The following is a 25,750-nucleotide window of genomic DNA, read 5'->3' as shown; positions in this document are numbered from 1 at the left end:
GGCGGGGGCGCGGGTGGCGGAGGAGTGGCGCTGCTGCTCGGCGGAGGTGTCGTCGTCACGACGGTGACGGTCTGCGACGCCGAGGTGGTGGGTGATTGTGGTGCGGCGACGGGATTGCCGGTGACGGTCGTGCCGCAGCCCGCGACCAACGCGGCCAACAGCACGACTACCTGTCTACCTGAAGGCATGGCGGGCACCCTAGGCCGCGCACGGATGCTTGGCTACCGCCGCTGTCCTGAAACGTTTTTGCTGCCCCGAAACGCCATGAGACCAACGCGTTCTGCAGGTGTTTCCCGACTGTGACCCGCGCGCCGGAACAAGATCCGGGTTTTCCGGCCCGGTGGGCGTGGTGTGCGCAGGTGCGGGACGGTTCTTGGCTTGACTCAGGAGTCAGGAACTGATTCTGCCTGGACCAGCGGTTGTGACGGAACGTAGACGAAACGGTCCGACCGTCAACACAGCGTGCGGTTAATTGAGTTCAAACGACCCGTTTGTGAAAGAACCACGCGTTCGGGTGACCCTGTGGTCCTGGCACACTGCGCTCCGTGCCCACCCAGTTCCCCGACGAACCGACCGAGCGCCATCTGGCGCCCGACCCAGCGTTGATGGAGGCTGCCCGCGCCAGGGGCCGCGAACGCTGGGCTGCCGCCGGTGATCTGCCGCCGCAGGAGGAGAAACCGCCGAACCGTCCGCTCAACCGGCGCGTTGCCCTGATCGCCGCAGCGGCCGCACTGCTGGTCCTCTCGGGCATCGTCATCGTCACGTTCAGTGGCGGTTCGGGCGATGGCGGCTCGGATGTCGCGGCGCCCTCGCACAGCTACCTGCCGGGCCTGATCATCCCGCCGGAGGAACTGCCGGGGGAGTCGAACGGCGTGAACCCGACGCTCGCGTCGTCTGCGCTGGGCCTGCTCCCGACGACGACACAGGCCACGCCTTCCGCGCCCGGCAACAACACCGAAACCCGGGCGGTCACCGGCGCCAAGTCGCTGACCATGGGCCCCGGCTGCGGTGGCTACACCAACGTCGGCCTGTACCGCGACGGCCGCAAGGGCTGGGTCGACCACGGCGACGGCAAGTGCGGTTCGGCGTTCGTGTCGATCCCGATGTCCGGCGACGCGCGCCGCGACGACGCCTCCGCCTACGGGCAGTGGACGTTCACCGCGGCCGGCACGTGCGAGGTCTCGGTGTTCATCCCGAACGGCAACATCGAGGAGGTCGGGGGTAACCCGACCGTGTACAACGTCTTCGACCGCAACGGCGTCGGTGGCGCCCCGCTGGCGTCGTTCGCGATCAAGCAGGTCGACAAGCGCGGCCAATGGGTCAACGCGGGCAAGTTCAAATCCAGCGGAAACCTCACCGTGCAGCTGCTCACCCGAGGTCAGGACTGGAACAACTCCGGACCTACCTACGCCCATCACGCCGCGAGTGCCATCAAGGCAGACTGCACGGCGTGACGAGAGATCTGCACCTGGTCCGGCACGGCGAGGCGACGAAGGACGAATCGAGGCTGACCGCACGCGGCCGCAGGCAGTCGGAGCTGCTCGCGGAACGGTTGCGGGGCACGGGTTTCGCGGCGGTGCACCACGGGCCGTTGCCACGTGCCGCCGAAACCGCGTCGATCATCGCCGAGGTGCTGAAGGTGCCCTGCCGGGCCGAGGCCGCGGCGGACGACTTCGTGCCGCACTTCGTTCCAGGCCACGACGAGTTCTTCGACCAGTTCCCCGAGTCGGAACGCACCCGCGGCCCGGCGCTGGCGCACGAGGCCGAGACGCGGTTCGCCCGCCCCGGCGACGGCCCGGTGCTCGTGGTGACGCACGCGTTCCTGATCAGCTGGCTGGTGCGGGACGCGCTGGACGCCCCGCCCGAACGATGGCTGACGCTGAACCACGACAACGCCGCGCTCACCGTGATCCGCTACCGGACGGGCAAGCCACCGGCGTTGGTGCGGTTCAACGACTCAGGGCACCTCAACGGGCTTTGAGCGTGAGCACCGTGATCTCGCTGGGCGCGAACACGCGCATCGGCGGGCCCCAGAAGCCGGCGCCGCGACTGGTGTAGAGCTGGGTGCGGTCGCTGTGCCTGCTCAGGCCGGCGACCACCGGCTGCTGCAACCGCACCAGGTAGTGGAACGGCCAGATCTGCCCGCCGTGCGTGTGCCCGGACAGCTGCAGGTCGACGCCCGCCTCGACGGCCTTGCGGATCTCCGACGGCTGGTGCGCGAGCAGCACGACCGGCGCGCTGGAGTCGGCGCCGCGCAACGCGAGCGCGAGGTCGGCGGCGTGGCCGGGCTCGCCCGAGTGGTCTGCGGTGATGTCGTCGACGCCCGCGAACACCAGGCGGGCGTCGCCGCGCTCCAGCGTCTCGTGCTCGTTGTGCAGCGCCTTCCAGCCCAGGCGCGTCATCAGGTCGATCCAGCCCTGCGCGTTCGAGTAGTACTCGTGGTTGCCGGTGATGTAGAAGCGGTGCTTCGTGTTCACGTCGCCGAGCGGGGTGGCCTGTTCGAGGCGCTGCTCGGCAGTGCCGTCCGCGATGTCACCGACGTGCACGGCGACGTCGGCGTTGAGCTTGTTGACCGCGTCGACCATGCCCTTGGACCACTTGGTGCGGTTGATCGCGCCGTAGTGGGTGTCGGTGATGACGGCGATGGTCAGGCCGTCGAACGCCGGGTCGAGGCGCGGGATGGTGACGTCCTGGCGCTTGATCCGCGGCACCCGCATGGCCTCGTAGACGCCGTAGGTCGTGACGGCGGCGATGAGCACGGCGAGCAGGACCGCGATCAGGCGGGCGCGCAGCGGGTTCTCGACGCCGCCGAGGGCCAGGGCGAGCCTGAGCACGTCGGAGATCAGCGTCCAGACGAACGCGATCCAGACGAACCCGAGCAGGAACTGGGAGATCCGCGCGGCCCGGTCGCTGTGGCGCCGGGTGAACAACACGATCATGCTCACGGCCGCGCCGGCGAAGAGGATCGCGGCGATCGGGCGGACCGGGTCCGGCCACTCCGCGCCAGCCGCGAACAGACCCTCGAACGGCACCCAGAACAGCAGCGTGGTGACCGTCAGGAGGACGAGCGTGAAGACCACGCGCCGTACCGTGATGCGGGGCCGGGCCGCGGTCGTCGTCATTCGTCCATCCTCCAGAATCACTGCGGTCAATCCATCTCAACGCACGGGCGGCGCACTTTGTTCGCCCGAGCCGGCGTAGACGTGCGTCACAGGCGTTTTCGAGGCATTCCACCTCGTCCGACGCAACCGTCGACCGGGCCGCGAGTCCTCATATCAGCACCTCAGCGACCGCCTGACCCGACGACCTGGAGTAGGAACCATGATCTTCTACACCGACGAGGAGAGCCGCACGCTGCGCACCGCCGTGTACGGCGCGATGCTGCTGGTCTCCCACGCCGACCCCGGCCCCGTGCTGGAGGAGCGGTTCGCCGGCCTGCGCGCTCTCGCGAACCTGTCGCCGGACCTGCGCGGTGTCCTGGGCGCCGCCCGTCCGTCCGTGCCCGCGGGCACCGACGAGGAGATCGAGCCGGTCGTCCTGGAGGCGCTGCGCTCCTCGATGAAGACCCTCACCGCGCGCTCGCTCGAGGACGCCGCCGACTTCCCGCGCGCCGTGCTGGCGATCTGCCGCGAGGTGGCGGAGGCCGACGGCGTGGTCGTGGACTCCGAGAACGCGATGGTGGCCCGGATCGAGGGAGCGCTCGCGCTCTAGCAGGACTAACCTCCGTCCATGAGCGTGGATGTACGGCCCGAGGTCGTGGTGCACCGGCCGCGGGCCGAGGTCGCGGCGTACATGTTCGATCCCGCCAACGACCTCGCGTGGACGGGCGGGATCACCGCGAGCAGGCCTGACCAGCCGGGGTTGCTGGTGCGGGGCGCGACGGTGGTGCGGACGGCGAAGTTCCTGGGCCGCACCTTCGACTACGGCTATGTCGTCACGGAGCACGAACCGGACCGGTTGATCGAGATGAAGGTCGAGAAGCCGTTCCCGATGACCGTGCGCTACGAGCTGGCCGACGTGCCGGAGGGGACGAACGTCGCGATCCGGGCGACGGGAGCGCCGGGCGGGTTCTTCGCGGTCGCGGAACCGTTGATGCGCTGGCAGGTGCGGCGGAGTATAGCCGCCGATCTGGGGCGTCTCAAAAGGAACGTCGAAGCGGTCCGCTAGGCCGAACGGCTGATAGCGCGCGGCCTCTTCAGTGGCAGGGTTGGTGCTGCAAGGGATCAACACTGGGGGAGTGCCGCCGCCATGGAACTGTCGCGTCGTGAACTGCTGACTCGCACCGGTCAGGCGGCTGCCGTCGCCACCGCCGCGTCCACGCTGACGATCGGTGCCGCGCAGGCCGAAACCAGCGGTGGCGCCGGCGTGAAGCTGACGCAGGGCACCAACATCTCGGTGGCGCGGTCGCGGGACGGCAAGTGGCTCGCGATCGACCTCGTCACGGCGATCTGGGTGCTGCCAGCCGCGGGCGGGGAGGCGCGCAAGCTCACCGACGAGCTGCAGGACGCCACGCTGCCGTCGTTCGGGCCGGGCAACGAGATCGTGTTCCAGTCCTATCGGGACGGCAACTACCACCTGTACGTGATCGGGCTCGACGGCGGCACGCTCCGGCAGCTCACGACCGGGAAGTTCGATCACCGCGAGCCCGCGTTCTCACCGGACGGCACGAAGATCGCGTTCGTGAGCGACCGGGCCGGCAGCTACGGCGTGCACGTGCTGGACGTGCGGTCCGGTGCGATCACCCAGCTCACCGGGGTGCCGGACGAGGCGTCGGCACCGCAGTGGTCCGCCGACGGCACGCGGATCATCTTCACCGTCGGCAACGCGGCGGTCGACGTGGTGTCGTTGGACGGCAAGCGCGAGCGGCTGATCACGGCTCCGGCGGGCACGCAGCTGTTCGGCGCCGCGTTCGGGCCTGGCGACCAGCCCAGCTACACGCGGATGCGGCCGGGTCAGGCCGAGCTGATGCTGGGTACCACGGCGGTCGTCACCGGGCAGGACGTGTTCGGCTTCGCGCCGATCTGGGACGGCGACAGCGTTCTCTACACCGCCGACGGCAAGATCCGGTCGCGCGCCGGCGAGTCCACAAAGGACATCGCGTTCGAGGCGACGGTGCCGGTCCGCACGACACGGCGGCCGCACCGCACGAAGAACCTCGCGGGAGGCGTGGTCAAGGGCATCGCGAGCCCGGTCGTGTCGCCGGACGGCAAGAAGATCGCCTTCCGGGCGCTGAACGCCATCTACCTGCTGGACGACGGCAGGGCCAGGAAGCTGACCACCGGCAAGTACTTCGACTCCGACCCGGACTTCTCGCCGGACGGCACGAAGCTGATCTACTCCAGCGACCGCACCGGCGTCGCCCAGTTGCGGGTCCGCGACCTGAACACCGGTGACGACAAGGTGTTCGCGCTGGCGCCGCACGCCCAGCTCACGCCGCGGTACTCGCCCGACGGCACCAGGGTCGCCTACCTGGACCAGGACGGCCAGCTGTGGATCGCGGACCGGCAGGGCCGCCGCCAGGTCGCGCCGACGCTGTTCCAGCCGGGTCGGCCGACCTGGTCGAAGGACGGGAACACGGTCGCGCTCGCGGCGGTGAAGCCGTTCTCGCGCCGGTTCCGCGAGGGCACCAGCCAGATCCTGAGCGTCGACCTGGTCAGCGGCGAGCTCAGGTACACCGAGCCGATGCCGTTCCGCTCGATCGCGACGCGTGGCGACGACGGCCCGGTGTGGTCGCCGGACGGCAAGCACATCGCGTTCGTCGTGGAGAGCGTCGCGTGGGTCGTTCCCGTCGACGCCAAGGGGAACTTCCTCGGTGAACCGCAGCAGGTCACCCGTGAGTTCACCGACTCGCTGGCGTGGCAGGGCAACAACGCGTTGGTGTACCTCAACAACGGCCGACTGCGCAGGTCCACACTGGACGGACGGCCGACGACGATCCGGCACGACCTGAGCTGGCGCCGGCCGAAGGCGCCCGACCGCGAGGTGATCCACGTCGGTGCCTACTGGGACGGCGAGGCGCACGAGCTCAAGCGGGACGTCGACATCGTCGTGGAGAACGGCGCGGTCAGGGAGATCCGGCCGCACCACGGCCGCGCCGACGTCGACGCGTCCGGCCTCACCGCCATCCCCGGTCTCATCGACGCCCACAACCACTGGCACCTGCGCGGCCGTCAATGGGGCGCGCGCCAGGGCCTGGTGTGGCTGGCCTACGGCATCACGACGGTCCGTTCGCCCGGCGATCCGGTCTACCAGATGATCGAGACCCGCGAGGCCCTGGCCGCCGGAGCTCTGGTCGGACCGCGGTACTACGCGACCGGTGAGGCCGTCGACGGTTCCCGTGTCTACTACAACTTCATGCGTCCGACGCTCACCAGGGCGCAACTCGACCTGGAACTGCGCCGTGCGCACGAGCTCGACTACGACATGATCAAGACCTACGTGCGCCTCCCGGTCGATCTGCAGCGCGCGGCCGTGCAACGGTCACAGGTTCCGCTGTCGTCGCACTACCTGTACCCGGCGGCCAACATCGGCATGGACGGCATGGAACACGTCGGTGCCACCAACCGTCTCGGCTACTCCCACACCATCACCCGCCAGGGCCACGCGTACCAGGACGTGGTCGCGTTGTTCACCAGCTCCGGCATGTCGATGACGCCCACGCTGTTCCACTCACGTGCCTTGTACGACACGGACAAGTCGCTCGCCACCGACGAACGCACCCGCGTGCTCTACCCGCCGTGGGAGTACGAGCGCAACCTGGCCGACGCCAACAACCAAGGCACACCAACGGGTTCGTCGTCCCGCGCGCTCCTGCGCGGCTGGGTCGAGTTCGCGCTGAAGGTCCACCGCGGCGGCGGGTTCATCATCTGCGGTACCGACGCACCGCTCGACAGCCCCGCCACCGCCACGCACATGAACCTGCGCGCACTGGTCGAATACGGCTTCACCCCAAGGGAAGCGCTGATCACCGCGACCCGCAACCCGGCCAGGTGGCTGGGCCTGCCGCTCGGCACGATCAGGCCGGGCGCGCCCGCGGACATCGCGTTCGTCGAGGGTGATCCGCTGACCGACATCAAGGCGGCTGCGAACGTCAAGCAGGTCATGGTCGGCGGCCGGCTGCACCGCGTCGCGGACCTGCTGGAGCCCTATCGCGGCGAGCAACCGACCTTCGGCGCTTACGCGGCGGACCTGCCCGCGTTGCCGTCAGCGGTGAACAAGCACTGGTGGCACGAACCGGAGTGGGCGGAACGCGTCTGCTGCGACCACTAGGCCAGGTCCGACCGGAACGCGACGGCCAGCGCCGAGGTCAGGTGGCCGAAGCGGTAACCGCGCCGACGTTCCTCGTCGGTCATACGACACCGCCCGTCGCCGTTGAGCGACCAGCTCGCCGTGCGTGCCAGCGTCGACCACGCGCGCACGTGTTGTCCCAGCTCGCTTTCCGGCGTGACCACCACAGGTTCGCCTCGCCCGGCCGCCGCCAGCGCATCGGCCAGGCCGGGCGTTGCGGCCAGGTCGAGTTCCGCGACGAGGTCGTCAACGCGCTCGGTGGTACTTGTGGACGGGCGGGTACGGCTGAACCAGTGGTCGAAGTGCATGCTCGGCAACGGCGCGACGAGCTGCTCGAACGTCGGTGCGACCCCGGTGATCAACTCAGCGAGCCGCAGCCCCCGGCTGTGGGCCTCGCCGTACTGACCCTCGTCGTCATCGGGGTCGAACCCGGCCTCGCGCATCGGCGCGAGCAAGCGGTCACGATCCGAGCCGCCGCGCATGTCCGGGTAGTTGAGGTGGAAGGTCGTGACGACCTCGCCGTCCACGGCGTAGGTGAACCTCGGCGACGCGTAGTCGTGCCGCAGCACGGTGACGGACTCGGTGCCGCGCGACAGGGCGTTGTCGAGGCTCGACACCCAGAACCCGTTCGGCTGCAGCAAGACCGTCCACTCGCCGAGCGCCAGCGCGGACACCACTTCCGGGTAGCCGTGGTCGAAGTCGTGCAGCTCCGCGATCTCGTCCGGGGTGCGCTCCGCCAGGGTGTCCGGCAGCCCGCCGACGCGGCGCATCGCGTCGAGCGGTTTGACGTCGCGGACGAACGCGAGCGCGAAGATCTCGCCCAGGAACTGGTCGTCGGCGTGATAGGCGTCAGCCCAGGAATGGTCGTGCACGTGATCCCCCAGATCAGTTTGATGGACACGACCCTACTTCCACCGATCAGAACGGTGGCGGGTCGCCGAGCACTGGTTCCGGTTCGCGTCGGTAGGTCCTTCCGGCCGGGCTGCGGAAGCAGAACCTTCCCGGTTTCGGCTGGGTGACTTCCCAGGCGGTGCGGTGCTTGACCCGGTGATGCCGCCTGCAGAACGCGCCGAGGTTGGCCGCCGAGGTGGTTCCGAGTGGGAACGGGACAGTGTGGTCGAGGTCGGTGCGCTGCGCCTGGCGGGTGCACCCCGGGAACCTGCAGGTGCGGTCGCGGGTCCAGACGAACCGGCGCAGCGCGGCGGGCGGGCGATAAGTGGACGTGCCGAACTCCAGCGCCTCACCGGTGACGGGATCGGTGAGCAACCGCCGCCAGGTGGAGTCTCCGGCCAGTTCACGAGCCAGACCAGCGGTGATCGGCCCATAACCTGCCAGCTCGCCGGGCTGTTCGGACAGTCCCATCAGCGTCGCCGCGGACACCGCGACATACAGCTCCACCTTGACCGCACTCGACTTGTCCGGCGTGGCGAGGATCAGGTCGGCGACCACGTCAGCACGCACCTGGTCGAGGGTGCGCGGGTCGGTGGGCGTCTTGGTCTGGCGGGCGATGGCGTCGACACGGGCGTAGCAGGCGGTCGCGAGGTGCGCGGGCAGATAAGCCCAGAACCGCGCCATGTCCTCCTCCAAGGCGTCGATCCCGGTGCACCGCTGCTTCTTGCGCTCCTCAGCCCGCTCCCGGTGCCCCTCGGGATCCACCCGCATCACCACACGATGGGTGAACTGCCGCATCTGCGCTCCGGTCTGCTCCGACGCCTTGGCCAGCACCCGCTCCTCCGCCTGAGCGGCAAGATCAGCGGACAACGGCACGGTCTTGTCGTGCAGGACACGAGCCTTGTACAGATCGATCTCGCCCTTCTCCAACGCGTCCAGCGTCCGGGGAAGCTTGGAGGCGAGGTCGAGCGCCAGGGCGATCTGGTCGGTGGTCCACCGGGACGTCCAGCGCATGGCCGCCGCAATCTCGGCGTCGAAGAACTCCTCCCCTTCACACGCAATCGCGTAGTCGGCGAGCACACGCAACGACTGCGCCTGATGATAGGCGATTTCCCTCTCGTGATACGCAAGAGCATCGAGAACCTCGACCGCTTCCATGCCCCAATTCTATTCTTGATCAAAAACCAAAATGACCAAATCCAGCCACTCAATAGAGTGAAACCCCAGCTCAGACATGCCGCCGTATAGCCCGTGCGTCGTTTTTCTCTCTATGACACGCAACCACTAGCAACCACGCACGCCCCCGGAGCTCAAACAACGTAAATGGACCACGCCCCGCAATCACCCAACCAACCGGTCCACAGAAATTCGTTCCGGCACACGCCCGACGAAGGAGGGCATGTGCCGGGTCGCCGCAAGGCGAATCCCGAAAAAGGACCTGCGCACACAGAAGACGGAGTGACACGATCATGCGATGACAACCTTCGCGACCCAAGAAGACATCGCCAACCGCACCAACGCGGCCAAGGAAGCCGCAGTGGCAGCAGGTCGCGAACAAGGCCTGGAGATCACCGAAGGCAAGGTCCTCTACGAACTCTTCTCCGTGGTGGTGCACCTGGCCCCATCCCCGGTGGTAGCCCGCATCCCCACCGTCCTGCCGCACACGACCACCCTCGAAAACCTGGCCAAACGCCAGCAACAAGAACTCGACGTCGCCCAGTGGCTGCACGACCAGGGCACCCCGGTGATCCCGCCCAGCCCGCTGGTCGAACGCAAACCCGTGCAGAAGGACGGCTTCTCGATCACCTTCTGGCCGTTCACCGACGAGGACAAGTCCACGCCACCGGACTACGTAAAGAACTCCGAGCTCACCGCAGACCTGCACAGCGCACTCAAGAACTACCCGGGCGAGCTGGACTTCCTGTCCTCAGCGGAACCGAGGTTCGTCCGGGAAGCCCTCGACAAGCTGGAAACCCACCCCGACGTCGTCGACCCGAAGGATCTCCAGCGGGCCAAGCAGGAATGGCAGATCCTCGAACCGCTCGTCAGCGATGAAGAGGCGTTCAGCAAGGCGTTCCCGGGCATCGACCTGCAGCCCATTCACGGCGACTCACCGCCCGCCAACATCTTCGCGAGCACGAACGGCCCGCTGTTCTCCGACTTCGAGCTCATCACCAGGGGCCCGGTCGAGTGGGACCTGGGCGGCCTCGGCCTGGAGCTCGAAGCCGCCTACAACCGCGGCGCCGCCAGGAACGGCCTGCGCCCGCTGGACAAGGACGTACTCCGGTTCGTGAACTCGGTCGGTGCGATCCGGGTGATCGCGTACCTGTCGTGCGCGGACCAGTTGCCCGCCATGGTCGACTTCCTGCAGCCGTTCATCAACCAGTGGCGGGACACCGATCCCTACGCGTGAGCCGCGGCCCGATCGCCAAGCCAGGAAACGACTTCCTCGGCGGGCAACGGCTCGCTGAGGAAGTACCCCTGCACGACGTCACAGCCGGCCTCGGCCAGCGCCGTCCAGGTGTCCTGGTCCTCCACGCCCTCGGCCACGGCCTGCAGCCCGAAGTTGCGGGCCAGCGCCACCAGGGCGTGCACGATCGCGCTGTCGCCCGCGTCGGTGCACATGTGCGTGACGAACGAACGGTCGAGCTTCATCTCGTGCACCCGCATGCTGCGCAGGTACGAGATCGAGGAGTAGCCGGTGCCGAAGTCGTCGATGGACAGCCGCACGCCGAGCTCGGTCAGGCCGCGCAACACCTCCACCGCGCGGTCCGGGTCGGAGATGATCGCCGACTCGGTGATCTCCAGGGTCAGCAGGCGCGCCGGCAGGCCGTGGCGCTTGATCAGGTCGGCCACGTCGCCGGGGAACTCGGTGTGGTGCAGGCAGGCCGCGCCCACGTTCACCGACACCGGGACCTCCCAGCCCGCGTCCGACCAGGCCCGGCACTGCCGCAGCGCGGCGTCGATGACGTAGCGGGTCAACGGCTCGATGAGGCCGTTCTCCTCGGCGATCGGGATGAACTCGTCGGGGCGAACCAGGCCACGCGTCGGGTGCTGCCAGCGGGCCAGGGCCTCGACACCGCACACCGCGCCCGTGTTGGCCAGGGCCTTGGGCTGGTACTGCAGGAACAGCTCGCCGCGGTCGATCGCGTGCCGCAGCTCGGTCACGGCCGTCAGGTGTGCGGCGCCGCGCTTGTGCAGGCGTGCGTCGTACACGGCCACACCGGACTTCTCGCGCTTGGCCGCGTACATGGCGATGTCCGCGTGCCGCAGCAGTTCGTGACCATCGCCTGAGTCGGACGGGCACAGCGCAACGCCGACGCTGCCCGCTATCTCCAGTTCCAGACCCTCCAGCGTGACCGGCATGGCCAGCGCGGACAGGATCTTCTCGGCGACCATCGACGCGTTCTCGGCGGAACCGACGCCCGGCAGCAGCACCGCGAACTCGTCGCCGCCCAGGCGTGCCACCAGGTCCGTGTCGCGCACGGCCCACGACAGGCGGTTGGCCACCTGGCGCAGCAGCAGGTCGCCGGTGTGGTGCCCGAGCGAGTCGTTGACCTCCTTGAACCTGTCGAGGTCCACGATCAGCAACGCGAGCGGCTCGTCCTTCCTGCGCGCCTTGTCGACGGCCTGTTCCATCCGGCGCGCGAGCAGCGTCCGGTTGGCCAGACCCGTCAGGGCGTCGTGGTGCGCCTCGTGCTCGTTCTTGGCGGCCTGGCGCAGGATCTTGCGGCGGTGTCCCAGCAGGACCATGCCGAACAGGCCCACCAGGAACGCGTCCAGCACGAACGCCACGATCTGGGCGACCCGCAGCCGGGTGTTCTTCTCGTCGGCCGCGCGCAGGTACTCGGTGGTGTCGAGCCGCTGGGCGCCGATCGTCGAGGAGATCGTGCGGCGCAACGACGAGTGCGCGAGCCCCGCCTGGTCCGCCTGCAACGGGTCGTGGGCGGCGATCACCTTGCGCAGCATGTCCGTGGACTGGTCGTAGAGCGGCAACAGCCGAGACGCGACCGCCACGTCGTTCGGCTGGCCCTGCGTGCGCAGCCACTCCAGCTCAACGCGCGCGGAACCGACCGAGTTCTGCAACGGCTCGATGGTCTGCTCTGTGCGTGCGAGCTCAAGGTCGCGTAAGGCGTTGTCGGCGACGTTGATGTGCTCCAGCACGCGGCTCCACCGCTCGCTGGAGTTGTTGAGTGCCCGGACGTGCGCGGTCGTCGCCTGCGCGCTGACGCTGCTCCACAGCGCCAGACCCGCGAGGGCGAGCAGCCCGGCCGTCAGCCCCGCCGTCGCCACCCGTGCGGTGGCGCGGCCTTCCCAAAAGCTCACCGTGCCTGCTCCACCGTGCTTGCTCCACCCCGAAGGCTCACCGTGCCTGCTCCAAGGGTCGCACCCAACTTGAGGGATCCTGAACGAACCCGTCGATCTGTGGCTGGAAGAACTCCCTGCGCGCCTTCTCCGACTCCTGCCGGTGCAGGATCTGCTCCAGGTTCGCGGTGGTCACCGTGAGCCCCGGCGTCTCGACCCAGCCCTCGGGCAGTGTCGCCACACCCGTCGCGTGCCGCGCGAGCAGCCAGCCCGCCACGGCACCCTTGAGGTAGTGCTCCGGCGAGATCGTCGCCACCATCGCGCCGTCCCGCACCGCCTGCAACGTTCTCGGGTCGACCCCGAAACCGCCCACCAGCCACTTCGCTGACCTCTCGGTCTTCAGCGCGGCGAGGTTGACCCCGTCGCAGTCGCCCGTACCAACGAACGCCAGCGCGTTCGGGTTCGCTGCCACCAGCCGTCGCCACGCGTCACGATTCGCTTCGTCGTCACGTTGCGTGTCGAATGGCCCCAGCACCAACACCCCCGGTAGTTTTTCCGCGAATCGGCCCCGGATCCCATCGGCCCGGTCGTCGAACCCGGCGAGTCCCGGCGCGGTGTTTCCCAGCACCACTGTTCCGGTCGCGTTCGGAGGCAATCGGCGCATCAACTCGTCAGCCAGTTTTTCGCCGAGTTCGTAGTTGTCGTTACCGATGTGGAGTTTCACCCCGGAACTCGAGGTGAGTCGCATGTCCACGCCGACCACGGCGACGTGCTGGCTCAACGCCTCACCGATCGAGGGCGCCATGAGTGCCGGTTCGGACGTGGCGACCGCGATTCCGTCAATCGCCGCCATCGTCAAATCCCGGAACAACTCGACTTCCTTGTGTCCGTCCTGACCGGGCGGGCCCGTCACCGTCGCGCTCACACCACCGATGCGGCCGACGCCTTCGTGGAACCCACTGGTCATCTCCTGTGCGAACGAACCACCCGTGCGCTTGACCACGAAACCTATGTGCGGTAACGCCTCCGACTTCGCGGCGCCACCGCACCCGGACAACAGCACCAGGCCTAGCACCAGGGCCGCAGCTCGCATGGCGGCCGATGCTACATCGCTTGGTGCCAAATCGGGACAACGGCTGTCGTGCTCACAACAGAACCGGGAAGCGCTTTCACGTTGCGGAAGGTTCGTAACCCAGGTTGGGGCGCAGCCACTGTTCGACCTCGGCCACCGGCTTGCCGTATCGGCGCGCGTAGTCCTCGACCTGGTCACGACCCAATCGGCCCACGGTGAAGTACTTCGCCTCCGGGTGCTGGAAGATCAGGCCGCTCACGCTCGCCGCCGGGTTCATCGCGAACGACTCCGTCAGGGCGACGCCGATTTCCTCTGCGCCGAGGAGATCGAACAGTTCACGCTTCACCGTGTGATCGGGGCAGGCCGGGTAACCGAGCGCGGGCCGGATGCCGCGGAACTTCTCGGCGTGCAGGTCAGCGAGTTCCGGCTGGGCGTCCGGCTCGAACCAGTCGCGGCGGGCCCGCAGGTGGATCCACTCGGCGAACGCCTCGGCGAGCCGGTCCGCCAGCGCTTTCACCATGATGGCGCGGTAGTCGTCGTGCTTGGCCTCGTACCGTGCCGCGAGCTTCTCGGCGCCGAGGATCGTCACCGCGAAACCGCCGATGTGGTCGCCCTCGGGAGCCACGTAGTCCGCGAGGCAACGGTTCGGGCGGGACAGCGGCTTCTGGGTCTGCTGCCGCAGCATCGGGATCAGCGTGCCGTTTTCCAACTGGATGTCGTCGCCGGCGGAATGCGCGGGCCAGTAGCCGTAGACGCCCTTTGCCTCGAACGACTCATTGGCGATGATTTCGTCTAGCAACGCGGTCGCGTCGTCGTAGAGTTCACGCGCGACCGGCTGGTCGAGGATCGCCGGGAACTTGCCTTTGAGCTCCCAGGCCAGGAACAGGAACGTCCAGTCGATGAACTCGCGCAGTTCACTCAACGACGGCGTCATCGTGCGGGTGCCGGTGAACGCGGGCGTCGGCAATTCGGAGAAATCGACCTTTTCCCGATTCGCCTGCGCGTCCTGCAGCTTCAGCAAGGGCACGGACTTGCGGTTTTCGTGCTGCTCACGCAAACGTGCCTGCTCAGCGCGGTTCGCGAGGTTCAGCTCGTGGCCGCGCCGGTCGTCCAGCAGATCGGACACGACGCCGACGACCCGTGACGCGTCCAGGACGTGCACCACCGGCTCGTCGTAGACCGGTGCGATCTTCACGGCCGTGTGCTGGCGGGAGGTGGTGGCGCCGCCGATCAGCAACGGCAGCTTCATGCCACGCCGTTGCATCTCCTCGGCGACCGAGACCATCTCGTCGAGTGACGGCGTGATCAGCCCGGACAGGCCGACGACGTCGGCGTGCTCGCGGATCGCGGTGTCGAGGATCTGCGCGGCGGGGACCATCACGCCGAGGTCGATCACCTCGTAGTTGTTGCAGCCCAGCACGACGCCGACGATGTTCTTGCCGATGTCGTGGACGTCGCCCTTGACCGTGGCGAGCACGACCTTGCCGTTGCCGCCGGCCGTCGACTTCGGCTCGTTCTCCATGAACGGCTCCAGGTACGCGACCGCGCGCTTCATCACGCGAGCGCTCTTCACGACCTGGGGCAGGAACATCTTGCCCGCGCCGAACAGGTCGCCGACGATCTTCATGCCGTCCATCAGCGGGCCCTCGATGACGTCGAGAGGACGCGGCAGGGCCTGGCGGGCCTCCTCGGTGTCCTCCTCGATGAAGTCGACGACGCCGTGCAGGATCGCGTGCTCCAGCCGCTTGCCGACCGGGGCCTCGCGCCAGGTCAGGTCCACGACGCGCTTCGTGCCGGGGCCCTTGACGGTCTCGGCGTGCGTGACGAGCCGGTCGGTGGCGTCCTCGCGGCGGTCGAAGATCACGTCCTCGACCAGTTCGAGCAGGTCGGCGGGGATGTCCTGGTAGACGACGAGCTGGCCAGCGTTGACGATGCCCATGTCGAGCCCCGCGCGAACGGCGTGGAACAGGAACGCGGAGTGCATCGCCTCGCGGACGACGTCGTTGCCGCGGAAGGAGAACGACAGGTTCGAGATGCCACCGCTGGTGCGGGCCCCCGGACATCGCTGCTTGATCAGCGGCAGCGCGTCGATGAACGCCTTGGCGTAGCCGTTGTGCTCCTCGATGCCGGTCGCGACGGCGAGCACGTTCGGGTCGAAGATGATGTCCTCGGCCGGGAACCCGACCCGCTGCGTCAGCAGGTCGTAGGCGCGGCCGCAGATCTCGACCTTGCGCTCGGTCGTGTCGGCCTGACCCTGCTCGTCGAACGCCATCACGACGACACCGGCGCCGTGGTCGCGGATCGTGCGGGCCTGCTCCAGGAACGGGCCCTCGCCCTCCTTGAGGCTGATCGAGTTGACCACGCCCTTGCCCTGCACGCAGCGCAGCCCGGCCTGCAGCACGCCCCAGCGGGAGCTGTCGATCATCACCGGGATGCGGGCGATCTCCGGCTCGGTCGCGATCAGGTTCAGGAACGTCGTCATCGCCTGCTCGCCGTCGAGCAGGTCGGCGTCCATGTTGACGTCCAGCAGGTTCGCGCCGCCGCGGACCTGGTCCAGCGCGACCGCGAGCGCCGCCTGGTGGTCGTCGGCCTCGATCAGCCGGCGGAACTTCGCCGAGCCGGTGACGTTGGTGCGCTCGCCGATCATCACGAACCCGGTGTCGGGGCCGATCTCGAACGTCTCCAGGCCGCTGTACCTGGTGGTGTTGCGGGGTTCCACGACCTTGCGGGGCGCGGTGTCCCTGACGGCGTCCGCGATGGCCCTGATGTGCGGGGGCGTGGTGCCGCAGCAGCCGCCGACGACGTTCACGATGCCGTTGGCCGCGAAGTCCTTCAGCAGCGCGGCGGTCTCGTCCGGCGTCTGGTCGTAGCCGCCGAACGCGTTGGGCAGACCGGCGTTGGGGTGGGAGGCGACGTAGGTGTCCGCGAGCCGCGCGAGGTCGGCGACGTGCGGGCGCATCTCCTCCGCGCCCAGCGAGCAGTTGACGCCCACGACCAGCGGCTTCGCGTGTGCGATCGAGTCCCAGAACGCCTCGACGGTCTGGCCGGAGAGCGTGCGGCCGGACAGGTCGACGATCGTCACCGAGATCCACAGCGGCAGGTCGGGCGCCACCTCGTTGGCCGCGGCGATGGCGGCCTTGCAGTTGAGGGTGTCGAAGATCGTCTCGATCAGCAGCAGGTCCACGCCGCCTTCGTGCAGCGCCGCGATCTGTTCCGCGTAGGTGGCCTTGACCTGCTCGAACGTGACCGCGCGGAACGCGGGGTCGTCGACCTTGGGCGACAGGCTGAGCGTGACGTTGAGCGGCCCGACCGACCCGGCGACGAACCGGCCGCCGAACTCGTCGGCGGCCTGCCGGGCGAGCCGGGCGCCCGCCAGGTTCATGTCGCGCACGCGGTCCTCGAGCCGGTAGTCGGCCTGAGCGATCGAGGTGGCGGTGAAGGTGTTGGTGGTGGTGATGTCCGCGCCCGCCGCGAGGTACTGCCGGTGCACGTCGAGCACCAGGTCGGGGCGCGTGAGGTTGAGCAGGTCCGGGTCGCCCGCGACATCGGGGAGGTGGTCGCCGAACTCCGTGCCGTAGTAGTCGGCGGGGGAGAGGCCGGCCTGCTGGAACATCGTGCCCCAGGCGCCGTCGAGCACCACGATCCGCTGGTTCAGCAGGGACTTCAGACCACTCACGCGCGCTCCCGAGAAGTCGGAAGCGCCCTTGTTTCGTGGTGGAGCGAAGCCGAGCGTGGCAGGCGACCATGGCCCGTTGCAGCGCTTCTCGGCCTCGCGTTCCAGGCTACCAAGACCGACCATGGACCAGGAACCGGTCTCACTCCTTAGGATGGCCGGTGTGACTGGAGAACGCGCGTTGGTGCTGGGTGGCGGTGGTGTCACCGGAATCGCTTGGGAGACAGGGGTTCTGCACGGACTCGCGGAAGCGGGCGTCGACCTGACGGACGCGGACCTGTTCGTCGGGACGTCCGCCGGGTCGGTGGTGGCCACGCAGCTGGCGGGCGGTGTGCCGCTCGCCGACCTCTACGCGGGTCAGCTGTTGCCGCCCGACGGGGAGATCCCGGCGCGGCTGACCGCGTGGATGGTGATGAGGTACGCGCTCTCGTACGTGATGCCGGGGACTTCCGCGCAGAAGCGGGCCCGGCTGGGACGCGCGGCGCTGAAGGCCCGCACGCCGTCCGAAGCGGACCGGCTCGCGGTGTTCGCCTCCCGGCTGTCCACTCAGGACTGGCCGGAGCGGGCGCTGAAGGTGACCGCCGTGGACACCGCCGACGGGAGGTTCGTGGCGTTCGACCGGGACAGCGGGGTGCCGCTGGTGAAGGCGGTCGCGTCGAGCTGCGCGGTGCCGCTGGTGTGGCCGCCCGTCACGATCGACGGCCACCGGTACATGGACGGCGGCATGCGGTCGGTGGCCAACGCGGATCTCGCGGCCGGGTACTCGCGGGTCGTGGTCGTGGCGCCGCTGACCCGGTCGGTCACCCCGGCCGGCAGTCCCGCGGGTCAGCTCGCCCGGCTCGGCGTGCCGTCGGTCGTGGTGAGTCCGGACAAGGCCGCGCTGGCCGCGATCGGGTCCAACCTGCTCGATCCCGCGCGGCGCAAGCCCGCTGCCGAGGCGGGGCTGGCGCAGGCCGCGTCGGTCGCCGAAGCGGTTCACGAGGTCTGGGGTTAGGGACTGTTCGAACGCGCAACAACTGGTCGGTACCTCTTGTCGCAGGCCGTTGACCTGCATATCGTCGCCCAACTCGCATTGACAGCTTTGTTAACTAATTGCTGGAGGCGGTCGTGGGCGGCAGAACTACGGCAGTGGGGGCGGCCGGGCTCGTGCTCGGTCTCCTCGTGGCGGGGGTGACCAGTGCGTCGGCGGCGGATCCACTGGTCTCCCGCGGCAAGGCGGTCACGGCTTCCTCCGTCGAGGGATCCGGCTTCGAGGCGGCCAAGGCGGTCGACGGCAACACGTCGACCCGCTGGGCCTCGGTGGAGGGGCACGACCCGGAGTGGCTCCGGGTCGATCTCGGCTCGGCGCACGCGATCAGCAGGGTCAGGCTCGACTGGGAGGCCGCGTACGCCAGGTCGTACCGCGTGCAGACCTCCGCGGACGGTTCGGCGTGGACCGACGTGTACTCGACCAGCACCGGTGACGGTGGTGTCGACGACCTGACCGTGTCCGGCTCGGGCCGGTACGTGCGGGTCTACGGCACGGCCCGTGGCACGGCGTACGGCTACTCGTTGTGGGAGTTCGAGGTCTACGGCGTCGATGGCGGCACCACCCCGCCAACCACGACTTCCACCACCACGACGACTCCGCCACCGTCGGGCCTCGGTTACCCGTTCGGCAGCAGGCAGACCCCGTACGCGGCGGGCATCCTCCGTCCGTCGGGCAGCACGTCGGCGCTGGACGCCGGGATCGTCGACTACTACCAGCGCTGGAAGTCCGCGTTCGTCAAGCAGAACTGCGGCAACGGTTGGTACCAGGTCATCTCGCCGGACGCGAAGTTCCCGTACGTGGCCGAGGCGCAGGGCTACGGCATGGTGATCACCGCGACGATGGCGGGCGCCGACCCGGACGCGAAGAAGATCTTCGACGGCCTGCTGAAGTACAAGCTCGCGCACCCGTCGGTGAACAACCCAGACCTGCTGGCGTCCGAGCAGGACACCGCGTGCACGAGCGTCAACGGCGGCGACAGCGCGACCGACGGTGACATGGACACCGCCTACGGGCTGCTGCTCGCCGACCGGCAGTGGGGCAGCGCCGGCACCTACAACTACAAGCAGATCGCGGTGAAGAACATCAACGCGATCAAGAAGAGCCTGATCAACCCGAACACGAACCTGCTGCTGATGGGCGACTGGTCCGGCCCGGACAACAGCAGGCAGTACTACGGCTCCCGGTCGTCGGACTGGATGGCGGACCACTTCCGCGCGTTCCGCAGGGCGACCGGCGACTCGGCCTGGGACACGATCCGCGCCAAGCACCAGGACCTGATCGCCTCGCTGCAGTCGAAGTACGCGGCGAGCACCGGCCTGCTCCCGGACTTCGTGCAGGACACCAACTCCTCGGCCAAGCCCGCTGTCGGTGAGATGCTCGAGGAGGCCGCGACCGACGGCAAGTACTGGTACAACGCCTGCCGCGACCCGTGGCGGATCGGCGCCGACGCGGCGGTCACCGGCGACGGCAAGTCGCTGGCGGCAGCGCGCAGGCTGAACACGTGGATCAAGGCCAAGACCGGCGGCGATCCGAGCAAGATCGCGGTCGGCTACCAGTTGAACGGCACGCAGATCGACAGCGGCAGCGACTCGGCGTTCGTCGCGCCGTTCGCGGTCGCGGCCACGACGGACCCCGGCAGCCAGGCGTGGCTGGACGCGTTGTGGGACAAGATGGTGAACACGCCGATCCAGACGGACACGTACTTCGGCGCGAGCATCCAGCTGCAGGTGATGATCACGGTGAGCGGCAACCACTGGATTCCGTGACACCTCGCGGTCACAACTTCTGGCGGAACCACCGGCGGATGAGGCTGATGGTGATGGTGATCATGAACAGGTAGCCGAAGGCCCTGATCCCGTCACCGTTCACGTCCCGTCCGCCGGTGTACGCCGCCGCGCCGTAGAAGAAGAAGGCGACGTCGGCGGCGAGCATCACGATGATCGCCCAGCCGGTCCACGTGCGGTACTTCGCGTTGATGTGGGTGCTGTTGTCCTGATGGACGTTCATCGGGCCGTTGCCCTGGTTGGCGAAGACGTTGCCGCCGTTGGACGCGCTGTTCTGCTGGTACGGCCCGAACTTGGGGTCTCTAGGAGCGTTCATCGGACTTCCCGTTGCTCAGGTGGATCGTGAAGTCGCCGCCGCCCTGGTTGGCGTAGACGTTCCCGCCGCTGGTGGCCGTGTTGTGCTGCACCGGACCGCTCCCGGCCGGTGCGTCGCCCGGCCGGCCCTCCAGTTCCGCGATCAGCCCGCGGACGTCCGACTCGAACGTCCGGTGCCGCACCTGCCAGTACATGGAGAGGCTGAGCAGCGCGATGTCGGCGGGGAGCAGCGCGCGGTCGGGCAGCTTGGTGTCGTCCAGCAGCACCGGGACGACCTGCATGTCGCGCTCGAACGCCATCCGCAGTTCGGTGCGCACCCAGTCGCGTTCGTCGTCCAGGCACCGCACGCCGTCGCGGTTCCTGGCGGTCAGCCACGACGGGCCGATCACGGCGAGCACCACGTCCGCGCGTTCGAGCTCGCGCCGGATCCGTCGCGGGTACACCGAACCCAGCGGCAACGAGTCCCGGTCGCGGAACACGTTGTCCTGGCCGTAGTGCTGGGCGAGCAGGGCGGCGATCGACGCCGTCGCGTGCACGCTGTCCTTGATCCGGTAGCTCAGGAAGACGCGGCGCACGGCTCACCTCCCGGCGTGAACCGGCCGACCTCGACCTCGGCCGCGCGCAGCACCCGGTCGCCGTGCAGGTAGCCGCCGCGCACCTCGCGCAGCACCACGCCGTCGTGCTCGGCGCTGGCCACGTCGGAGACGCGCACCGCTTGGTGCAGGTTCGGTGTGAACGGCGTGCCGACGCAGGCCATCCGGTTGACGCCCTGCCGGACGAGCAACTCCTCCAGCTCGTTCGAGATCGAGTCGACGTCCCCGCACTGTGGTGCGGCCTCGATCCGGTCGAGCACGAGGATCACCTGGCGCAGCACGGGTTCGAGGATCTGCCGGACCCGGTCGTCGCCCGCCTGGTCGAGCTGCCGGCACAGCTCGTCGTACATCTGCTTCTGCAGCCGGTCGTTGAGCAGTCTGCGCTGGAACAGGTCGCGCAGCTCGGCGAGTTCCTTGCCGAGGTCGTGCTCCGGGGTGTCCGCGTCCATTCAGCGCCCTCTTCTCTCGACGCGGCCGAGCGCGGTGGCCGCCTTGAGGCGGTGCTTCCACATCGGCTTGTAGCGCAGGACGTAGAACATGCCACCGATGAGCACCATCATCAGGAAGCCCATGAACACACTGCCGGGACTGCCGGAGCCCATCCCGCCGAGGAACGGAATGATGCCGAAGATCAGCAGAGCCAGGAACCACTTGTGCCAGTTGACCCAGTCCCACTTCGGCGCGAGTGCTTCACGGGCCATCTCGCGGAGCTCCTTGACCAGCGTTTCGACGTCCGGGTCACCGGTCTTGAGGTTCGCGATGGTGTCAGCGCGCTTCGACACCAGCGACGCCTGTTCCTCGGACAGGACGTAGAAGCCGCCGTCGTTGATCACCTGGCCGTACGCCACGAACGGTCCGAGCTTGCCGAGGTGGTCCATCAGCTCGTCGTGCAGCGCGATGGCGAGGTAGTAGCGGAACGCCGGGTTGTCGGGGTGCTCGCGCACCACCGACTCCATGATCTCCAGCGCCTTGCCCGCCGCGTCGTTCTGCAGGAACACCTGCGCGATCGACGTCCGGTACTCGGGGTTGCCGGGGTCGAGCCGCAGCGCCTCCTCGTACTTGCGCATCGCCTGCTGCCACTTGCCCATCGCGGCGTAGGCCTCGCCGAGCCCGTAGTGGTACAGGGAGTTCTGCGGGGCCAGTCGAATGGCCTCGGCGAACTCGTACTCGGCATCGCCGGCGTTGCCCAGCAGGAACGACGAGTGCGCCCGCACGAACCAGGCCGCGTCGTCGTTGCCCCGCAGGTTGATCGCCTCGCGGGCGGCGTAGTTCGCGGCGTTCGGGTTGTCCTGGTCGAGGTAGCCGCGGGCGCGGTCGAGCCAGTCGATGCCGTTGCCACCCGCGGCCGGTCCCGCCGGGGGCCGGTAGTCGGCGAGCTCGCGGTCGAACGCGGCCCGCGCGCCCGCGTCGAGCAGCACCTTCTCCGCGCGGTCGATGTCGCGCACGCGGGCCTCGGCCTCGGCGCGGCGGTCGGGATCGGCGCTGCCCTGCCGTTTGATCCACTGCCGGCGCTGTTTGGTGATGGCCTTGCGGATCTCGTCGGCGTCCGCGGCCTGCCCGACCTGGAGCACCTCGTAGAGGTTGACGAACTGGGACGTGGTCATGGTCAGCTCACTTCCAACGCGCGGATCTTGCCGGTCGCCAGGTCCTTCTCCGCACTGTCCATGTTGGACACGTCGTGGACCTCGAAGGTGCCGAGGGACCGGTTCGTGGTGAGGTCGGCGACCTCGATGAAGACGGTCTGGTCGATGTCGTAGGCGAACGTCACGTCGACCGGCGCACCCGCGGGATGGGCGGGGATGGGCAGGATCTGCTCGCCGATCACCTTCACGAACGACGGGTCGGCGTCGTCTCCCTGGGTCACCGAGACCCTGATCTCGGTCTGGTTGTCCGAGACGGTGCGGAACGAGTCCGTGTGCTTGGCGGGAATCCTGGTGTTGGGCGCGATGATGACGGCGTTCTCCATGTTGCCGGTGTCCGCGCGGATCAGGATGCCGAGCCCCTGCGACGTCACGTCCCTGATCGTGATGGCGGGCAGCGCGGACTTCGTGCCGGTCCGCTCGACGTCGACGATGTGGGCCTGCACGGCGGCACCGAGCGCGACGACCTCGTCCGGGTTGAAGGCCCGCTCGGGTTTCCTGCCGGAGAACGACTCCATCATCTCGCGCACCATCGGCATCCGGGTCGAGCCGCCGGCCAGCAGCACGGTGTCCACATCGGACCAGGACAGGCCGGCGTCCTCCAGCAGGATCGCGGTCAGGTCCCGGGTTCTGCTGAGCAGGCTGGAGGTGGCCTCCTCGAAGTCCTTCCGGGTCACCTCGACCGTCCTGGTGGTCCCGCCCGCGCTGAGCACGACCTTCGTCTTCTGGATCGTGGTCAGGGCGCGCTTGGCGGTCTCGGCCTTCTCCCGCAGGTCCGCCTCGGTGTGGTCGTCGTCGAGCAGGTCGGGGCCGCCCAGCTCCTGGAACCGCGCGTTGAGCAGGTTCATCAACGCGTTGTCCCAGTCGAACCCGCCGAGGTTGCGGTCGCCGTTCGTGGCGACGGTGGTGAACTCCCGGTTCTCGATCCGCATGACCGTCACGTCGAAGGTGCCGCCGCCGAGGTCGTAGACGAGCACCGTGCCGGCGTCGGCGGTGTCCAGGCCGTACGCGAGGGCGGCGGCGGTGGGCTCGTTCAGCACCCGGTGGACGGTGAGCCCGGCGATCGTGCCGGCGTCCTTGGTGGCCCGCCGCGCGCCGTCGTCGAAGTACGCCGGCACCGTGATCACGGCCTGGTCGACGGGCCCGCCGAGGTGCAGCTCGGCGTCCTCCTTGAGCCGTTTGATGATCAGTGCGGAGATTTCCTCCGGGCGGAACGTCACGCCGTCGGTCGTCTCGAAACGCCACGTCGCGTCGCCCATGGCGCGTTTCACGAATTGCACGGTGTCGAGTGGCGCCATTGCGGCGGACCGTTTCGCCATGGTTCCGACGAGGGTCGTGTCGGATTGGAATAAAACCACGGAAGGCGTGATGTTCTCGCCCTCCCGGTTGGTGATGATCTCGGGTCTGCCCAGCTCACCCATCACGGCGACGGCCGAGAAGGTGGTGCCCAGGTCGATGCCGATCAGGTGCCCCAACCCCATCTCCTCTTTTCTGTGACATTTTTCCGGTAGTGCGCCATAGCGTTTCCCGATTGGTCGTCGTGATTCTGCGCACTACATCGCGAGGTCTGATCGGAGCGTTAACGGAAATAGTGGACAGATAGTGGACACCGTTCGGGCTTGACCTTGACCTAGGGTCAAGGTTCCAGACTTCGAGCCATGAACAACGACCTCCTCGCAGAGACCGCCAGCCGCTTCGACATCCCCGGCGCCGCCGTCGGTGTCCTCCACAACGGCCAGGAGCACTACTTCAGCCACGGCGTGACGAGCGTCGAGAACCCGTTGCCGGTCAACGAGGACACGCTCTTCCTGCTCGGCTCGGTCACCAAGACCTTCACCGCGACCGCGATCATGCGCCTGGTGGCCCAGGGGCGCGTCTCGCTGGACGCGCCGGTGCGCGAGTACGTGCCGGAGCTGAGGTTGCTGGACGACCGCGAGTTCACCGTCCGGCAGCTGCTCAACCACACGTCCGGGCTCGACTGGGGCACGCTGGCCGACACCGGCGAGGGCGACGACGCGCTGGCCCGGCACGTCGCCGAGCTCGCCACGCTCAAGCTGATCGCGCCGGTCGGGGAACGCCCCTCCTACAGCCAGTCCGGTTTCAACCTGGCCGGGCGGATCATCGAGAACGTCACCGGGCAGACCTACGAGCAGGCGATGACGTCGTTGGTGCTGGAGCCGATCGGGCTGGGCAACACGCACTTCGACCGCGACGCGGTGATGACCCGCCGGTTCGCCGTGGGGCACGAGAAGGGCGAGGTCGCCCGGCCGTGGCGGCACTGGCGCGCCAACAACCCCGGCGGAGGCATCGCGGCGTCGGTCCAGGATCTTCTTGCGTGGGCCCGATTCCACCTGGGCGACGGCGACGGGGTGGACCTGGCCGAGATGCGCAGGCCGACGGCGTTGCTGCGGGGCAGCAACCTCGGCGACGCCATCGGGGTCGGCTGGTTTCTGCGCGAGATCGACGGCGTGCAGGCGATCGGGCACGGCGGTTCGTCCAACGGGCAGTTCGCCGAGCTGCTGATCGTGCCGTCGCACGGCTTCGCGGTGGTGTCGGTCGCGAACCAGGGCCCGGACGGGATTCCGTTCAACCAGGCGATGGTCCGGCACGCGCTGGAGCACTACGCCGGCGTGCTGGACCAGGACCCGGAACCGTTGCCGTACAACGCTGACAACGCTCGTGAGGTCGCGGGCGGCTACGACAACGACGCGATGGTCATGACCATCGACGACACCGGAACCGGGCTGGTGCTGGAGGTGCTGCTCCGGCCGGAGATCCGGGAGTCCGCGGAGATGGAACTGCCGGCCGACCACGCGCCGTTCCCGATGGCGCTGCTGCCACGCGACGAGTACATGATCACGGACGGCGCTTTCACCGGGCAGCGCGGGTTCTTCACTCGCGACGCTCAGGGGACGATCATCGGCGTCGATCTCGCCGGACGCATGTTCGGCCGGGTGGGATGATTCGGGTGTGATCACGATCGGCCAGCTCGCCCGGTACGCGGGCGTGACGATCAAGGCGGTGCGGCACTACCACAAGGTGGGGCTGCTCGCGGAGCCCGAGCGGGACGTCTCCGGCTACCGGCGGTACACCGCGCAGGACGCGATCGACCTGGTCAAGATCCGCACGCTCGCCGAGGCCGGGGTGCCGCTCGCCCGCG

21 protein-coding genes, 1 pseudogene and 1 riboswitch are annotated in these 25,750 nt (G+C 68.5%); of the genes and pseudogenes, 10 read left to right on the top strand and 12 right to left on the bottom strand.

Annotation, left to right across the window (positions count from 1 at the left end; genetic code table 11):
- Window positions 1–188, bottom strand: a pseudogene (locus B0F77_RS49040) (hypothetical protein); the annotation flags it as partial.
- Window positions 189–545: 357 nt separating this feature from the next.
- On the opposite strand from B0F77_RS49040, the gene B0F77_RS49835 reads away from it, so the two are divergent.
- Both B0F77_RS49835 and B0F77_RS17925 read left to right on the top strand, forming a co-directional pair.
- Window positions 546–1,454, top strand: coding sequence for a hypothetical protein (locus tag B0F77_RS49835; RefSeq protein WP_245848351.1), 909 nt, complete (start codon window positions 546–548; stop codon window positions 1,452–1,454).
- Complete coding sequence (locus B0F77_RS17925) at window positions 1,451–1,981, top strand: histidine phosphatase family protein (RefSeq protein WP_245848350.1); 531 nt, start codon at window positions 1,451–1,453, stop codon at window positions 1,979–1,981. Before B0F77_RS49835 ends, B0F77_RS17925 begins: the two co-directional genes overlap by 4 nt.
- On the opposite strand, the gene B0F77_RS17920 is transcribed toward B0F77_RS17925, so the two are convergent.
- Entirely contained in the window at window positions 1,968–3,122 is a 1,155-nt protein-coding gene (locus B0F77_RS17920) for a metallophosphoesterase (RefSeq protein ID WP_086664054.1), read from the bottom strand. The genes B0F77_RS17925 and B0F77_RS17920 overlap by 14 nt on opposite strands.
- A gap of 199 nt (window positions 3,123–3,321) precedes the next feature.
- On the opposite strand from B0F77_RS17920, the gene B0F77_RS17915 reads away from it, so the two are divergent.
- The 3 genes from B0F77_RS17915 (at window position 3,322) to B0F77_RS17905 (ending at window position 7,269) form a co-directional block, all read left to right on the top strand.
- Entirely contained in the window at window positions 3,322–3,711 is a 390-nt protein-coding gene (locus B0F77_RS17915) for a hypothetical protein (RefSeq protein ID WP_086664053.1), read from the top strand.
- Between the two features lie 18 nt (window positions 3,712–3,729).
- Entirely contained in the window at window positions 3,730–4,167 is a 438-nt protein-coding gene (locus B0F77_RS17910; RefSeq protein WP_086664052.1) for an SRPBCC family protein, read from the top strand.
- Window positions 4,168–4,248: 81 nt separating this feature from the next.
- Window positions 4,249–7,269: an amidohydrolase family protein gene (locus tag B0F77_RS17905; RefSeq protein ID WP_086664051.1), complete on the top strand. Its 3,021-nt coding sequence runs from the start codon at window positions 4,249–4,251 to the stop codon at window positions 7,267–7,269.
- Here B0F77_RS17905 and B0F77_RS17900 read toward each other — a convergent pair.
- Window positions 7,266–8,159: a DUF6461 domain-containing protein gene (locus B0F77_RS17900; protein ID WP_086664050.1), complete on the bottom strand. Its 894-nt coding sequence runs from the start codon at window positions 8,157–8,159 to the stop codon at window positions 7,266–7,268. The genes B0F77_RS17905 and B0F77_RS17900 overlap by 4 nt on opposite strands.
- Before the next feature lie 46 nt (window positions 8,160–8,205).
- Window positions 8,206–9,336 (bottom strand): HNH endonuclease signature motif containing protein, encoded by a 1,131-nt coding sequence (locus tag B0F77_RS17895; RefSeq protein ID WP_086664049.1) that lies wholly within the window; start codon window positions 9,334–9,336, stop codon window positions 8,206–8,208.
- Between the two features lie 316 nt (window positions 9,337–9,652).
- On the opposite strand from B0F77_RS17895, the gene B0F77_RS17890 reads away from it, so the two are divergent.
- Window positions 9,653–10,591, top strand: coding sequence for a phosphotransferase (locus B0F77_RS17890; RefSeq protein WP_086664048.1), 939 nt, complete (start codon window positions 9,653–9,655; stop codon window positions 10,589–10,591).
- On the opposite strand, the gene B0F77_RS17885 is transcribed toward B0F77_RS17890, so the two are convergent.
- From B0F77_RS17885 to metH, 3 genes are all read right to left on the bottom strand, one after another.
- Window positions 10,582–12,504, bottom strand: coding sequence for a putative bifunctional diguanylate cyclase/phosphodiesterase (locus tag B0F77_RS17885; RefSeq protein WP_143466791.1), 1,923 nt, complete (start codon window positions 12,502–12,504; stop codon window positions 10,582–10,584). The genes B0F77_RS17890 and B0F77_RS17885 overlap by 10 nt on opposite strands.
- 37 nt (window positions 12,505–12,541) lie before the next feature.
- A complete protein-coding gene (locus B0F77_RS17880) occupies window positions 12,542–13,576 on the bottom strand; it encodes a sugar ABC transporter substrate-binding protein (protein WP_086664046.1) in 1,035 nt (344 codons plus the stop codon).
- A gap of 76 nt (window positions 13,577–13,652) precedes the next feature.
- Complete coding sequence (gene metH / locus B0F77_RS17875; RefSeq protein WP_245848349.1) at window positions 13,653–17,231, bottom strand: methionine synthase; 3,579 nt, start codon at window positions 17,229–17,231, stop codon at window positions 13,653–13,655.
- 13 nt (window positions 17,232–17,244) lie between these two features.
- Window positions 17,245–17,327: riboswitch (S-adenosyl-L-homocysteine riboswitch) on the bottom strand.
- A gap of 64 nt (window positions 17,328–17,391) precedes the next feature.
- Here metH and B0F77_RS17870 point away from each other — a divergent pair.
- Together B0F77_RS17870 and B0F77_RS17865 are read left to right on the top strand one after the other, a co-directional pair.
- Window positions 17,392–18,222, top strand: coding sequence for a patatin-like phospholipase family protein (locus B0F77_RS17870; protein WP_245848348.1), 831 nt, complete (start codon window positions 17,392–17,394; stop codon window positions 18,220–18,222).
- A 113-nt stretch (window positions 18,223–18,335) separates the two neighbouring features.
- Window positions 18,336–20,024 carry a glycosyl hydrolase family 8 gene (locus B0F77_RS17865; protein WP_086664057.1) on the top strand — a complete coding sequence of 563 codons (1,689 nt, stop codon included), beginning with the start codon at window positions 18,336–18,338 and terminating at the stop codon, window positions 20,022–20,024.
- Window positions 20,025–20,034: 10 nt separating this feature from the next.
- Here B0F77_RS17865 and B0F77_RS17860 read toward each other — a convergent pair whose 3' ends face one another.
- Genes B0F77_RS17860 through B0F77_RS17840 form a run of 5 tightly spaced genes read right to left on the bottom strand, consistent with a single transcriptional unit; the run spans window position 20,035 to window position 24,065 of the window.
- Window positions 20,035–20,358: a hypothetical protein gene (locus tag B0F77_RS17860; protein WP_086664044.1), complete on the bottom strand. Its 324-nt coding sequence runs from the start codon at window positions 20,356–20,358 to the stop codon at window positions 20,035–20,037.
- Window positions 20,345–20,932: a toll/interleukin-1 receptor domain-containing protein gene (locus tag B0F77_RS17855; protein WP_086664043.1), complete on the bottom strand. Its 588-nt coding sequence runs from the start codon at window positions 20,930–20,932 to the stop codon at window positions 20,345–20,347. Before B0F77_RS17855 ends, B0F77_RS17860 begins: the two co-directional genes overlap by 14 nt.
- Complete coding sequence (locus B0F77_RS17850; RefSeq protein ID WP_086664042.1) at window positions 20,914–21,399, bottom strand: nucleotide exchange factor GrpE; 486 nt, start codon at window positions 21,397–21,399, stop codon at window positions 20,914–20,916. The genes B0F77_RS17855 and B0F77_RS17850 overlap by 19 nt, the downstream gene beginning before the upstream one ends.
- The gene (locus B0F77_RS17845) at window positions 21,400–22,554 is read right to left on the bottom strand and encodes a tetratricopeptide repeat protein (RefSeq protein WP_086664041.1); all 1,155 of its coding nucleotides are present in this window, start codon (window positions 22,552–22,554) and stop codon (window positions 21,400–21,402) included. It lies immediately after the preceding gene.
- Between the two features lie 2 nt (window positions 22,555–22,556).
- On the bottom strand, window positions 22,557–24,065 hold the full coding sequence (locus B0F77_RS17840; protein WP_086664056.1) for an Hsp70 family protein: 1,509 nt from the start codon (window positions 24,063–24,065) through the stop codon (window positions 22,557–22,559).
- 183 nt (window positions 24,066–24,248) lie between these two features.
- On the opposite strand from B0F77_RS17840, the gene B0F77_RS17835 reads away from it, so the two are divergent.
- Both B0F77_RS17835 and B0F77_RS17830 read left to right on the top strand, forming a co-directional pair.
- Window positions 24,249–25,553: a serine hydrolase domain-containing protein gene (locus B0F77_RS17835; RefSeq protein WP_086664040.1), complete on the top strand. Its 1,305-nt coding sequence runs from the start codon at window positions 24,249–24,251 to the stop codon at window positions 25,551–25,553.
- 7 nt (window positions 25,554–25,560) lie between these two features.
- Window positions 25,561–25,750, top strand: a 190-nt coding sequence (locus B0F77_RS17830; protein WP_143466790.1) for a MerR family transcriptional regulator, incomplete at its 3' end; no start/stop codon positions are given.

The organism is Lentzea kentuckyensis (assembly GCF_002150765.1).
Classification (GTDB): Bacteria; Actinomycetota; Actinomycetes; order Mycobacteriales; family Pseudonocardiaceae; genus Lentzea; species Lentzea kentuckyensis.
This window is presented reverse-complemented; position numbering and strand designations above follow the sequence as displayed.